Source organism: Telluria sp. Soil_C_11 (assembly GCF_057657395.1).
On the sequence record NZ_JBDGIN010000022.1, the window covers coordinates 14,751 to 28,382 of the forward strand.

Annotated in this window: 10 protein-coding genes; 3 read left to right on the forward strand and 7 right to left on the reverse strand. The window is 67.8% G+C overall.

All coding sequences use genetic code 11. The annotated features are described in order from the left end of the window. Window positions 1-4: 4 nt before the first annotated feature. A complete protein-coding gene (locus tag AC3A6M_RS22645; protein WP_487854975.1) occupies window positions 5-280 on the forward strand; it encodes a hypothetical protein in 276 nt (91 codons plus the stop codon). Here AC3A6M_RS22645 and serB read toward each other — a convergent pair. The 6 genes from serB to AC3A6M_RS22675 all read right to left on the reverse strand — a co-directional run bounded on the left by serB (window position 277) and on the right by AC3A6M_RS22675 (window position 9,033). Continuing rightward, window positions 277-1,122 carry a phosphoserine phosphatase SerB gene (gene serB, locus AC3A6M_RS22650; RefSeq protein WP_487854976.1) on the reverse strand — a complete coding sequence of 282 codons (846 nt, stop codon included), beginning with the start codon at window positions 1,120-1,122 and terminating at the stop codon, window positions 277-279. The genes AC3A6M_RS22645 and serB overlap by 4 nt on opposite strands. A 6-nt stretch (window positions 1,123-1,128) precedes the next feature. Further along, window positions 1,129-4,575, reverse strand: a complete 3,447-nt coding sequence (gene mfd / locus AC3A6M_RS22655) for a transcription-repair coupling factor (RefSeq protein WP_487854977.1) — start codon at window positions 4,573-4,575, stop codon at window positions 1,129-1,131. A gap of 7 nt (window positions 4,576-4,582) precedes the next feature. After that, complete coding sequence (locus AC3A6M_RS22660) at window positions 4,583-5,578, reverse strand: HDOD domain-containing protein (RefSeq protein ID WP_487854978.1); 996 nt, start codon at window positions 5,576-5,578, stop codon at window positions 4,583-4,585. Between the two features lie 79 nt (window positions 5,579-5,657). Next, on the reverse strand, window positions 5,658-5,996 hold the full coding sequence (locus AC3A6M_RS22665; RefSeq protein ID WP_487854979.1) for a hypothetical protein: 339 nt from the start codon (window positions 5,994-5,996) through the stop codon (window positions 5,658-5,660). Between the two features lie 76 nt (window positions 5,997-6,072). Further along, on the reverse strand, window positions 6,073-6,498 hold the full coding sequence (locus AC3A6M_RS22670) for a hypothetical protein (protein WP_487854980.1): 426 nt from the start codon (window positions 6,496-6,498) through the stop codon (window positions 6,073-6,075). Between the two features lie 204 nt (window positions 6,499-6,702). Then, the gene (locus AC3A6M_RS22675) at window positions 6,703-9,033 is read right to left on the reverse strand and encodes a penicillin-binding protein 1A (protein ID WP_487854981.1); all 2,331 of its coding nucleotides are present in this window, start codon (window positions 9,031-9,033) and stop codon (window positions 6,703-6,705) included. A gap of 247 nt (window positions 9,034-9,280) precedes the next feature. On the opposite strand from AC3A6M_RS22675, the gene AC3A6M_RS22680 reads away from it, so the two are divergent. After that, complete coding sequence (locus AC3A6M_RS22680; protein WP_487854982.1) at window positions 9,281-11,554, forward strand: OPT family oligopeptide transporter; 2,274 nt, start codon at window positions 9,281-9,283, stop codon at window positions 11,552-11,554. Window positions 11,555-11,659: 105 nt separating this feature from the next. Here the strand turns inward: AC3A6M_RS22680 and AC3A6M_RS22685 are convergent, their stop codons facing one another. Next, window positions 11,660-12,586 carry an NAD-dependent epimerase/dehydratase family protein gene (locus AC3A6M_RS22685; protein WP_487854983.1) on the reverse strand — a complete coding sequence of 309 codons (927 nt, stop codon included), beginning with the start codon at window positions 12,584-12,586 and terminating at the stop codon, window positions 11,660-11,662. A gap of 136 nt (window positions 12,587-12,722) precedes the next feature. Here AC3A6M_RS22685 and AC3A6M_RS22690 point away from each other — a divergent pair, with 136 nt between their 5' ends. Then, entirely contained in the window at window positions 12,723-13,625 is a 903-nt protein-coding gene (locus AC3A6M_RS22690) for a LysR substrate-binding domain-containing protein (RefSeq protein WP_487854984.1), read from the forward strand. Window positions 13,626-13,632 lie beyond the last annotated feature (7 nt).

Genomic DNA, 13,632 nt, shown 5'->3' on the forward strand with positions numbered 1-13,632 from the left:
TATCATGCGCACGACAATGGCATTGACACTGGCCCTGCTGCTGGGAGGCTGTGCCGCCACGCAGGCGGAGCGGGCCGCGCAGCAGCAGCGCGAAGTGGACGAGATGATCGCGGTGTACGGACCGGCCTGCGAACGGCTGGGCAATGCGCGCGATTCCGAGCAGTGGCGCTCCTGCATCCTCTCGCTGGACACCAAGAACGCCATCCAGCGCTACCGGACCACGCCGACGACGACCAGCTGCTTCGGCCATCGCGGCTTCTTCAACTGCTCGACGTTCTAGAGGATCGCCAGCAGGCCGTCCAGGCCCGTGAAATTCAGCGCCACGTCGGCCTGCGCGCGCACCACCGGCTTGGCGCGGAACGCCACCGACAGCCCGGCGATGCCCATCATCTTCAGGTCGTTGGCGCCGTCACCCATCACGATGGCCTGGCGCGGGTCGATGCCGAGTTCCGCGCACACGCGCTGCACGGTGCGCATCTTTTCCTCGGCGTCGACGATGCCGCCGACCACGCGTCCGGTCAGCACGCCGCCCTCCGCTTCGAGCACGTTGGCGTGCACGTAGTCCAGGCCCAGCCGGGTCTTCAGGCGCTCGGTGAAGAAGGTGAAGCCGCCCGACACCAGCAGGGTCTTCAGGCCGGCGGCCTGCACCGCCTCCAGCATCGCTTCGCCGCCCGGCGAGATGCGCAGGCGCTCTTCGTACACGCGCCCGAGCGCCTCGACCGGCAAGCCTTCGAGCAGCGCCACGCGGCGCTTCAGGCTTTCCGAGAAATCCAGTTCGCCGCGCATGGCGGCCTCGGTGATCGCCGACACCTGCGGCTTCAGGCCCTGCATGTCGGCGATCTCGTCGATGCACTCGATGGTGATCAGGGTCGAGTCCATGTCCATCGCGACCAGCCTGAAGTCGGCCAGGCTGCGGCCGGCGTCGATGAAGGTGGCGTCGACGCCGGCCGCATGCGCGGCGGCCTCCACCTCGGCCTTCAGTTGCGGCGTGAAGTCGAAGCCGTCGCAGCGCAGCGCGTGCGCGTGGATGGCGGTGCTGCTGCGCGGCCTGGCCAGGCTGGCGACCTGCGCGAGCAAGGCCTGGCCGGCCGCGGGGGCTTGGAGGATCAGTTTTTTGGACATGGCGGATTAGGCGAGTAATTGTTTGATGGTTTGCTTGACCTGGTTCACGCGCGCCGGCAGGTCCGGCATCGCGGCCGTGATGCGCAGCTTGTCCTGGCCGGCCAGCTTGACGTGGCGGTTCTTCTGGATCAGCGTGATGATCTTGATCGGGTCGATCGGCGGCTTTTCCATGAACTGCAGGTTGGCCGCTTCCGCATGGGCGTCGATCTTGACGATGCCGACCTGTTTGGCGGCGATGCGCAGGCGGTGGGTCTCGATCAGGGCCTTCACCGCATCCGGCAGCTTGCCGAAGCGGTCGATCAGCTCTTCCTGCATGTCGTCGATGCGGTCCTGGGTCTCGCAGTTCGCCAGGCGTTTATAAATCGACAGGCGCTCGTGGACGTCGCCGCAGAAGTCGGACGGCAGCAGGGCCGGCACGTGCAGGTTGATCTCGGTGGTCGAGGACAGCGGCGCGGCCAGGTCCGGCTCGCGGCCGGCCTTCAGCGCCTTCACGGCCTCGTTCAGCATGTCGGAATACAGCTGGAATCCGACCTCCAGCATTTCGCCGGACTGGTTCTCGCCCAGCACTTCGCCGGCGCCGCGGATCTCGAGGTCGTGCATGGCGAGGTAGAAGCCGCTGCCCAGTTCCTCCATCGCCTGGATCGCGTCCAGGCGGCGCTGCGCCTGCTTGGTCAGGTTCAGGGCGTCGTTCACCAGCAGGTAGGCGTAGGCCTGGTGGTGCGAACGGCCGACGCGGCCGCGCAGCTGGTGCAGCTGGGCCAGGCCGAACTTGTCGGCGCGGTGCATGATGATGGTGTTCGCGGTCGGCACGTCGATGCCGGTCTCGATGATGGTCGTGCACAGCAGGATGTTGAAGCGCTGCGCCACGAAATCGCGCATCACCTTTTCCAGGTCGCGCTCGTGCATCTGGCCGTGGGCCACGCCGATGCGCGCCTCGGGCAGCAGTTCGCGCAGCATGGCCAGGCGGTTCTCGATGGTCTCGACCTCGTTGTGCAGGAAGTACACCTGGCCGCCGCGCTTCAGTTCGCGCAGGACCGCTTCGCGGATGATGGAGCCGTCTTCGCTGCGGACAAAGGTCTTGATGGCCAGGCGCTTCTGCGGCGCGGTGGCGATCACGGAGAAGTCGCGCAGGCCTTCCAGCGCCATGCCCAGCGTGCGCGGGATCGGGGTCGCGGTCAGGGTCAGCACGTCGACTTCGGCGCGCAGGGCCTTCAGCGCTTCCTTCTGGCGCACCCCGAAGCGGTGCTCCTCGTCGATGATGACCAGGCCGAGGCGCGTGAACTTCACGTCCGGCGACAGCAGTTTGTGGGTGCCGATCACGATGTCGACGGTGCCGTCGGCCATGCCCTTGATGGCGTTGTTGATCTCCTTGCCGGTGCGGAAGCGCGACAGCTCGGCGATGCGCACCGGCCAGTCGGCGAAGCGGTCGCTGAAGGTTTGCGCATGCTGCTCGGCCAGCAGGGTGGTCGGGGCCAGGATCGCCACCTGCTTGCCACCCATGACGGCGATGAAGGCGGCGCGCAGCGCGACTTCGGTCTTGCCGAAGCCGACGTCGCCGCACACCAGGCGGTCCATCGGGCGGCCCGAGGTCATGTCCTTGATGACGTTGGCGATCGCCTCGGCCTGGTCCGGGGTCTCGTCGAAGCCGAAGCTCTGGGCGAAGTTCTGGTAGTCGACCGCCGAGTATTCGAAGGAGTGGCCCTGGCGCGCGGCGCGGCGCGCATACAGGTTCAGCAGCTCGGCGGCGGTGTCGCGCACCTGCTCGGCGGCCTTTTTCTTGGCCTTGTCCCACTGGCCGGAGCCGAGCGTGTGCAGGGGCGCGTCTTCCGGCGAGGCCCCGGAGTAGCGCGAGATCACGTGCAGCTGCGACACCGGCACGTACAGCTTGGTCTCCTTGGCGTATTCCAGGTGCAGGAACTCGGTGTCGCCTTCGCCGAGGTCCATGCTGATCAGGCCCATGTAGCGGCCGATGCCGTGGTTGATGTGCACCACCGGGTCGCCGATCTTCAGTTCCGACAGGTCGCGCACCATCGACTCGACCTGCGACGTGGCTTCCTGCTTCTTCCTGCCGGCGCGCTTGCCTCCGCCGGCGTACAGCTCGGTCTCGGTGATGAACACCAGCCGGCCGACGGATTCCTCGGACAGCTCGAAGCCGGCCTGCAGCGGCGCCACGCCCAGCACGACCTTGGCGTCGGTCGCGCGCAGGCCGTCGAAGCCTTCGACCAGCGACAGGTCGAGCTTGTACTCGTTGAAGTACTGCTGCAGGGTCTCGCGGCGGCCGTTCGACTCGGCGCAGATCATCACCCGGGTATCCACGCGCATCAGGTAGGCGCGCAGGTTGGACAGCGGGTCGTCGAGGCGGCGGTTGACGGCGATGTCGGGGATAGTCGCCGACAGCTCGGAGGCTGCCGGGTCGGCATCGCGCGCGATGGTCCAGCGCCCGTGCGGCTTGGCGCACACGAAGAAGTCCTCGGCGCCGAGGAAGATCTCCTTCGGCTCCAGGATCGGGCGTTCGCGGTCGGCCTTCAGGAATTTGTAGCGCGATTCCGTGTCGGCCCAGAAGCGCTGGATCGCCCCTTCGATGTCGCCGACCATGGCCAGCGGCGATTCCTCGGGCAGGTAGTCGAACAGGGTCGCGGTCTGCTCGAAGAACAGCGGCAGGTAGTATTCGATGCCGGCCGAGGCGATGCCGTTGCCGATGTCCTTGTAGACCGGCGAGCGGCTCGGGTCGCCCTCGAAGCGCTCGCGCCAGCGGCCGCGGAACGCGGTCCGCGCCTGTTCGTCCATCGGGAATTCGCGGCCCGGCAGCAGCCGCACTTCCTTCACCGGATACAGCGAGCGCTGGGTGTCGGCGTCGAAGGTACGGATGGTCTCGATCTCGTCGCCGAACAGGTCGATGCGGTAGGGCAGCGCGGAGCCCATCGGGAACAGGTCGATCAGGCCGCCGCGCACCGAGTACTCGCCCGGCGACATCACCTGGGTCACGTGGCTGTAGCCGGCCAGGGTCAGCTGGGCCTTCAGCTTCGCTTCGTCCAGGCTCTCGCCCTGGCGGAAGAAGAAGGTGTAGGCGGCCAGGAAGGAGGGCGGGGCCAGCCGCACCAGGGCCGTGGTGGCGGGCACCACCAGCACGTCGCACTGGCCGTTGCGGATCTCGTGCAGGGTCGCCAGGCGTTCCGACACCAGGTCCTGGTGCGGCGAGAACGCATCGTAGGGCAGGGTTTCCCAATCCGGCAGCAGGTGGCAGGCCAGTTTGCCGTCCGCGAACCAGGGAATCTCGTCGAGCAGGCGCTGGCCGTCGCTGGCATTCGCCACGATCACGGTCAGCATCTGTTTGTTTGCCTTCAGCGCGAGCGCGGCGAGCGCCAGCGCGTAGGCGTCCGAGGAACCGTGCAGGGTCGGCAGGGCAAAGCGTTGACCGGGTTTGGGGAGGTGTTTTTTCAGGTCGAAAGGCATACGGAGATTATAAGTCAGCCGGCGCGAGGCGTTCGAGCACCCGCGCGGATGCGGCGTCGAGGCCGCTCACGGCCGGATCGCCGGCATCCAGCATGCCGGCGTCGAGCAGCAGGCGCAGGGCGGTAAGCCGTTCGGCGCGGCCCAGCGCGAGTGCCAGCGGCTGGCCGGCGGACGGTCCTTCGCCCTGCGCGCCCAAAATCGCCGCGGCGATCGGCGGCGGCAGGTCCCACTGCAGGGCCACGCGCGCCGCCAGCGTGCGCGTGCGCGCGAGCAGGGCGCCGACGAACGCGGGATCCTGGGGCAGGGCGTCCGCTTCCAGCATGCCGTCGAACAGGCGCAGCGCGACGATCAGTCCGAGGTCGGCCATCAGGCCGGCGAGATAGGCCTCGAAGGGATCGGCGCCCATGGCGGGCGCGAGCAGGCTGGCGGCGCGCGCGCATTGTTCGGTATGGTTCCAGATGCGCGGCCCCGCCTGGCGGCTGTGGCGGCCGCCCTGCATGCCGATCAGCGGACGGAAGGCGGCGCGGGCGAGCAGCATGCGCAGGCCGTTGCGGCCCAGCACCAGCAGGGCGGCGTCGATCGTGCGCACCTGGCTGGACGAACGGTAGAAGGGGCTGTTGGCTTCGCGGATGAGTTCCGCGACCAGGGCCGGGTCGCGGGCTACCTGGCGCGCCAGGTCGGCGCTCGACGCGGCCTCGTCGCGCAGGCTGCGCAGCAATTGGGGAATGACGTCGGGGACGCGCGGGACCAGGCCGGCGGCGTCGAGCGGCGCTTCGATCAGGCGATCGAGTTCGCCCAGCACCAGCCGGGCATGCGGCAGGGCTTGCGCGGTCGGCGCCGTGGCCGCGGCGCCCGCCGTCAGCCAGCGCCAGAAGTCGTGGCCGCGGTCCGGTTCGAATGCCGCCGCCGCAGGGGCGTGCGCAGGCGGTGCGGCCGCAACGGCGGCCGTCTGCGGCGCGCCGCCGTCGCCGCCGCCGAACAGCCGCGCAATCCAGTTTTTCATCGCAATGCGCCCATCGATCCTCCAGGCGCCATTCTACCCGAGGGCGGGCTGCGAACCGGTGCGCGGCGCGGGGCCGGCCTTACTGGCCGTTGGTGCCGGTGCCGGTGGCGCTGCCGGCAGGGCGCGGGGTGCCGGTGGTGTCGTCGATGACGGCGCCGGAAGTGCCGGTGTTGCCGGTCGTGCCGCTGGTGCCGCTGCTGCCGGTGCCGGTGGCGCCCGTGGTGCCGGCGCCGCCGCCCGGCTGGCCGGTGCCGTTGGCGTTGGAGTTGCCCTTGGCCGCCGCCGAGCCGGTGGCCGTGGCCGTGCCGCTGCTGGAGCTGCCCATCGTGCTGTCGTCGGAAGACGTTTTCGTGGAGCTGCAGGCGGCCAGGCTGAATGCGAAGGCGGCGCCGAGGAGTGCGGTGGTGATGGTCTTCATGCTGTGTTCCTTATGGTAGGCGACGAAAAGCGGCAAGCGGGCGCGAAGCCGGCTTGCCGCATCGGAAATCTGTGGCTCAGCGGGTGCCGGTACCCGAGGTACCCGTGGTGGTGGTGCCGGTGCCGGAAGTGCCCGAGGTGCCGGAGGTTCCGGAGGTGCCCGAGCTGCCGGTGCCCATGCTGCCGGTGGTGCCGGTGCCGCTGGTGGTGCCGGTGCCCGAGGTGCCCGAAGTGCCGGAGGTGCCGGAGGTGCCCGAGGTGCCCGAAGTGCCGGAGGTGCCTGAAGTGCCCGAAGTGCCGGAGGTGCCCGAACCCGAGCTGCCCCAGTCGCTGGTCGAGGTGCCGCTGGTGCCGGAGGTGCCCGAGCTGGTGGTGCCGCTCGAGGTCGCGCCCGACGAGGTGCGGGTGCCCATGTCGTCGCTGGACGTGCTCTTGGTCGAGCTGCAGGCTGCCAGGCTCATCGCCATGAGGGCACCGATCAGAACGCCTTGATATGTTTTCATCGTCTTCTCCTTATGTGGTGGATGACGCCATCATGGGGTTGAGGTGGAGTGTCCAAAATAGGATGAGTACGTCCGCCGTTGTAGGATCAGGACGACGTTCTTCTTCCAATTTTCCGCAAAAAGAACTGCATTTGCCGCGATATGTTCGCAAAAAGAAAAAGCCCCGCGTGCTGCGGGGCCTTTGATGGAACTGCCGGAAGCGCGTCAGAACAGGCTGTTCTGCAGCTGCTGCTGTTGCGGTTTCTCGGCCGGCGGCGGCTGCGCAGGCGCGTTCGGGTCAAGCGGCGCGTTCGGGTCGGGCGCCGGCTGCTGGTCGAGGTCGATGCCGCCGAAGGTCGGGCTTTCGGCAAACTCGGCATAGACCCAATCGTCGTTTTCCCGCATCACGCCTTCCGGCTGCACGCGCTCTTCCGGCGGACGCTTGGCCAGTGCCACGCGCATGTAGTCGATCCAGATCGGCAGCGCCAGTGTGGCGCCGAACTCACGGCCGCCCAGCGATTTCGGGTCGTCGTAGCCCATCCAGGCCACCGCCACCACGTTCGCGGCGTAGCCCGAGAACCAGCCGTCGACCGCGTCGCTGGTAGTGCCGGTCTTGCCGGCGATGTCGCTGCGGCCGAGCTCCTTGGTGGCCGCGGCGCCGGTGCCGTAGCGGGTCACGTCGCGCAGCATGGTGTCGGTGATGAAGGCGTTGCGCGGGTCGAGTACGCGCTGGTCTTCCTGGTGCGCGGCCGGCGGCCGGGCTTCGGCCAGCACCTTGCCGTCGGCATCCTCGACCTTCGCGATCAGGTAGGGCTGGACCCGGTAGCCGCCGTTTGCGAACACGGCGTAGGCGCCGGCCATCTGCAGCGGGGTGACGGCGCCGGTGCCCAGGGCCATGGTGTAGTTGGCCGGCTGGCGCGCGACGTCGAAGCCGAACTTGCCGACGAATTCATGGGCGTAGGGCACCGAGATGGCGCGCAGCAGGCGCACCGATACCACGTTCTTCGATTCCGCGAGCGCGCGGCGCATGGTGATCGGACCGTCCCACTTGAAGTCGTCGTTCTGCGGCGACCAGGTCTTGCCGGCGTCCTCGCCCGGCATGTCGAGCGGCGCGTCGAGGATGCGGGTGGCCGGCGAATAGCCTTTCTCGAGCGAGGCCGAGTAGATGAAGGGCTTGAAGCCGGAGCCCGGCTGGCGCCAGGCCTGGGTCACGTGGTTGAACTTCTGCAGGTTGTAGTCGAAACCGCCCACCAGCGCATGGTAGGCGCCGGTGTTGGCGTCGATCGCGACGAAGGCCGCGGCCACCTGCGGCACCTGGGTGATCGACCAGTTGCCCTTGGCGTCCTTGGCCACGCGCACGATCGCGCCGGTGGAGATGCGGCGCTCTTCCTTGGCCGACGAGGACAGCGCGGCCGCCGCGAACTTCAGGCCGGCGCCGGTGATGGTGACGTCGTCGCCGTCGATGGTCTCGACGCGCACCGATTTCGGCGAGCTCGACAGCACCACGGCCGGCAGCAGGCCGTCGCTGCTCGGGCGCTTGCCGAGCGCATCGGCGATGGCGTCCTCGCGCTCGACCGGATCGTCGGGCAGTTCGATGCGGCCTTCCGGCCCGCGGTAGCCGTGGCGCTGGTCGTAGGCGATCACGTTGCGGCGCACCGAGTTGTAGGCCGCGTCCTGCTCGGCCTTCAGGATGGTGGTGGTGACCTTGATGCCGCGGGTGTAGGCCTCTTCCTTGAACTGGTTGTAGACCGCCTGGCGCGCCGCTTCGGCCACGTACTCGGCGTGGGTGTCGAATTCCTGGCCTCGGGTGTTTACGCGCAGCGGCTCCTTGAGCGCCTGCTGGTATTGGGCCTCGCTGATGTAGGCCAGTTCGCGCATGCGCTTCAGGACCGCGTGCTGGCGCTCGCGCGCCCGCTTCGGATTCGCCACCGGATTGTGGCGCGACGGGTTCTGCGGCAGGCCGGCCAGCATCGCCATCTCGGCCACGCTGAGCTTGTCGAGCGGTTTGTTGAAATAGGTGCGCGCGGCGCTGGAGAAGCCGTAGGCGCGCTGGCCCAGGTAGATCTGGTTCATGTACAGCTCGAGGATCTCGTCCTTGGACAGGGCGGCCTCGATCTTGTACGCCAGCGCGATCTCGTTGGCCTTGCGGGTCAGGTGCTTTTCGCGCGACAGGAAGAAGTTGCGCGCCACCTGCATCGTGATGGTCGAGGCGCCGCCGGAGCCGAAGCCGTGGCGCAGGTTGGCGACCACCGCGCCGAGGCCGCGCTGGAAGTCGATCGCGCCGTGCTCGTAGAAGCGCGCGTCCTCGATCGCCAGCAGCGACTTCTTCATCAGGTCGGGGATCTTCTGGATCGGCACGAAGTCGCGGTGCTCCTCGCCGAATTCGCCGATCAGGACGTTGTCGGCGGTGTAGATCCGCAGCGGGATCTTGGGCCGGTAATCGGTGACGGCGTCGAGCGCGGGCACGTTGGGCAGGACGCGGAACATGACGTAGCCGACGACGCCGGCGACGAACAGGAGGATGACGGCCAGGGCCAGGAAGATGAATCCGCGCAAGCGGTTGGGCCGGCGCGGGGCCGGTGTACTCGTAGTTGCCAAAACTAAACTCTCTGATGACGGTCAGATGACCGGAAGATCGCCGTGCCGACAGGGCGTAAACACGGTCTACCACAAAATTATAATCCGCTTTTCTTCCACTACGGCATGTGCCATAGTGCGACCTTCATGTCAATTCAAGGGATCGCCTTTTGGTCCCTGCAGTTCAGCAAGGCGATACCCGCACTTATACGCACCTAGGAACCCCATGCCGTACGACCCGCATCCGCCCGCCGTCAAGCCGTATATCCCGGCGTCGGCCCAACTGCCCGAGCTGACCCTGCGCGCCCTGATCATGGGCACGGTGCTGGGCATGATCTTCGGCGCCTCTTCGCTCTACCTGGTGCTGAAGGTCGGCCTGACGGTCAGCGCCTCGATCCCGGTGGCGGTGATCGCGATCACCCTGTTCGGCATGGCCAGGAAGGCGGGCGGGCGCGAATCGACCATCCTCGAGAACTCGATCACCCAGACCGCCGGCTCGGCCGGCGAATCGCTGGCCTTCGGCCTGGGCGTGACCATGCCGGCCATCATGATCCTCGGCTTCGACCTCGAGATCTCGCGCGTCATGCTGGTGGGCGTGCTGGGCGGCCTGCTCGGCATCCTGATGATGATCCCGATGCGCCGCACCATGATCGTCGACCAGCACCGCGAGCTGAAGTACCCGGAAGGCACGGCCTGCGCCGAGGTGCTGAAGGCGGCCGCCACGCCCTCGTCGCGCGAAGCCGCCGGCGAGGTGCGCGTCGAAGGTTCCGACGAAGAGAAGGCGGCACGCCAGCGCGCCTTCATCATCTTCGGCGGATTCGGCATCGGCCTGCTGTACAAGGTGCTGAGCATCTCGCTCAAGCTGTGGAAGGACACCGTCAACTTCGTGTTCGGCGCGCCGCTGAAGGCCGGTTCGGCCGGCGCCGAGATCTCGCCCGAGCTGCTGGGCGTCGGCTACATCATCGGCCCGCGCATCGCGATGACGATGGCGGCGGGCGGGGTGCTGTCCTATCTGCTGCTGATCCCGATGATCAAGTTCTTCGGCGACCTGCTCACCGTGCCGCTGGCGCCGGGGACCACTTTGATCCGCGACATGGGCCCGGACGACATCCGCAGCGCCTACGTGCTCTACATCGGCGCCGGCGCGGTCGCCGCCGGCGGCTTGATCAGCCTGGCGCGCTCGCTGCCGACCATCTGGAATGGCCTGAAGGGCGGCCTGGCCGGCTTCAAGTCGGGTTCGCCCGGCGCTGGTTCAAAAGCTGATCCGGCGCTGCGCACCGACCAGGACATCCCGCTGAAGTGGGTGCTGATCGGCTGCCTGGGCATCATCGCCGTGATCACCTTCGCCACCCCGCTGCACATGAACCTGCTGGGCGCACTGCTGATCCTGGTGTTCGGCTTCCTGTTCTCGACCGTGTCGTCGCGCCTGACGGGGGAGGTCGGCTCGTCCTCGAACCCGATCTCGGGCATGGCGGTGGCGACCCTGCTGTTTACCTGCCTGATCTTCCTGGCGATGGGCTGGACCGGGGGGCGCTACTACGTGACCGCGCTGTCGGTCGGCGCCATCGTCTGCATCGCCGCCAGCAATGCCGGCACGACGTCGCAGGACCTGAAGACCGGCTTCCTGGTCGGCTCGACCCCGCGCCTGCAGCAGTACGCGATCCTGGCCGGCGCCTTCGCATCAAGCCTGATCCTGGGGCCGATCCTGCTGAAGCTGAACGATGCCGGCACCGTCTACGTGCCGGCCGCCCAGGTGGCGCCGCATGTGACCACGGACGCGTCGAAGCTGACCCAGACCGCGCAGCTGCAGGGACCGCAGGCGTCGGGCGACCACGCCACCTACAAGGTCTGGCAGAAGCTGGATACCGCGGGCGGCCCGGCCGGCAAGTACCTGGTGCGCGACGACGGTTCGCTGGCCTGGCTGGTCGACCCGGGCATCAACGGCCAGTTCCACACCCGCCCGGACGGCTCCGAGGTCAAGAAATACGATGCGCCCAAGGCCGTGCTGATGTCCTACATCATCAAGGGCATCCTCGACCAGCAGCTGCCATGGACCCTGGTGCTGTTCGGCGTGATGATCGCCGTGGTGCTGGAGATGGCCGGGGTGCAGGCGCTGGCGTTCTCGGTGGGCGTCTACCTGCCGCTGGTCTCGACCCTGCCGATCGCGATCGGCGGCTTGATCCGCTGGCTGGTCGACCGCCGCAACAACAAGCTGCCGCAGTACGCCGGCCTGAAGGAGGAAGAACTGCAGGCCGCGGGCGACCGCAGCTCGGGCACCCTGCTGGCCTCCGGCTACATCGCCGGCGGCGCACTGGCCGGCATCATCATCGCCATCACGGCCGGCGTGCTGACCGATTTCGACAATGCGATGACCAAGTGGGCGGAAGCGGTGAACCCGTTCTTCGCGGGGGCGGGTGCGGATGCGCTGTCGATCCTGCCGTATGCGGGCCTGATCGTGCTGCTGTACTGGGTGGGTAGGGAGAAGGCCAGCAAGTCTTGAGCCGTCGTCCCCGCGCAGGCGGGGGCCCAGGTTGCAGGCGTTAACGTGACGCAGGCAGAACTTGGGTCCCCGCCTGCGCGGGGACGACGTTGACGGGCAGGCGTTTTAAACGAACGCGAGGTCGTGCTGGCGAATCGTGTGGTCCAGCCACTCGTCCGAATGCCCGAACGCGTACCCCAGCGCCTTCGCGCGCGAGGTATCCAGCACCATCTTCCCGGGCACATCGAAGGGCGACAGCTGCCCCGGCTCGCCCGGCGAATCCATGCGGCGCATCCGGACCGGCGTATCCAGCACCCCGCCGACCCGCTCGTACAACTGGCAGGCCGACAGCGCCCCGTCGCAGGCCGCGTTCACCGGCCCCGTGAAATCCTGCATCCCGGTCCAGAACAGGAAGTCGGCCGCGCCGTGGCCCGTCAGGAAGGACACTGCCGCATCTTCGCCGGAATATGCCAGCGTGCCGCCGGCGCGCGCCAGTTCGACGTAGTGGGCCAGGCGCCCGGTAAAGTCTTCGGGTCCGCCCAGTACGTGGGCCAGGCGCGGCGTCGCCAGCGGCAGCGAGCCGTCGCGGACCAGGTAGGCCTCGGCCTGCACCTTGCCGGCCACATAGCATTCGACCGCGCGGCGCGGGTCGTGCCAGGGGTATTGGGTGTCGATCGGCTGGGCCTCGACGGCCAGTGCGGACTCGGCCAGCGGGCCTTCGGCGCCGAAGCCGAGCATGCGGTAGGCGTCGATGGTCGAGGTCATCACATAACGCCCGACCTGGCCGGCGAAGGTGCGCACGGCGATCGCCGCGTCGAGCGGGCTGTAGCACATCTGGTCGTAGACGATGTCGAAGGGGCCGGCCTTGGCCACGCTGCGCATCGCGAGTTCGTTGCGGCGGTCGGTGCGGATGCGCTGGATGCGGTCGCCGAACGGGTCGGGCGCATAGCCGCGGGTGGCGATGGTGACGCGATGGCCGGCGCGCAGGAGCCGCTGGACGAGCAGCCTGCCGATGAAACGGGTGCCGCCGATCACCAGGATGTTCTTGGACATGGTTTTCCTTACGCTAATGCACTGAAGAGCTAGCGGGTTCGTGGCGAATCCGCTATATTTTGTATGCAGTGCAGCAATTGTTCAAACAAGAAAAAAACGATGCGATGAATAAGAAAAACTTACGCATGGTGGCCTGGTGAAGCCCTTGCGCAGCCTGTCCGGGCTGATCGATTTCGAATGCGCCGCGCGCTGGGGCAGCTTCAAGCTGGCGGCCCAGGAGCTGCACAAGACGCCGGCCGCGGTCAGCCTGCAGGTCAAGCAGCTGGAAGAGGCGGTCGGCTTCCCGCTGTTCGTGCGCCATCCGCGCCACATCGCCCTGACCGCCAAGGGCCAGGAACTGGCGATCGCGGTCGGCCGCTCGCTCGGCGACCTGCGCGCGAAAGTCGCCGCACTGCAGCGCGGCGACGAGGAAGCCATCCTGCGCATCTCGACCACCCATTCCTTCGCCATCAAATGGCTGGTGCCGCGCATGCCGCGCTTTACCAAGCTGCATCCGGAACTCGACATCCGCATCGATTCGAACGACACCCCGGTCGACCTGCAGGACGACGGCGTCGATGTCGCGATCCGCTTCGGCCCGGTCAAGGACGGCGACCCGGCCATGCTGTTCCGCGAGCGCCTGGTGCCGGTCTACAGCCCCGAGCTGCTGTCCGACGGGCGGCAGGAGCTCACCCTGGCCGACCTGGCGCGCTTTCCGCTGCTGTGCGAGCGCACGCCGGAAGCCTGGCTGCAGCTGCTGAACGAGAACAAGGCGTTGAAGGGCAAATACGACTTCTCGCGCACCTTCAGCCACTGGGGCGTGCTGGCCCAGGCCGCGGTGGCCGGGCAGGGCGTGGCGCTGGTGCCTTACGGTATCGCGTTCCAGGACATCGCCTCCGGCGCGCTGCGCGTGCTGAACTGCCGCAGCGCGCCTTACGGCAATGGCTACCGCTTCCTGGTGAACCCGCACAAGGAAGCGATGTCGAAGGTACAACACTTCCGGGCCTGGATCGTGGATGAGATGGAGGCGATGCGGCGCACGCTGGATGGCGTGGCCTGAATGCCGT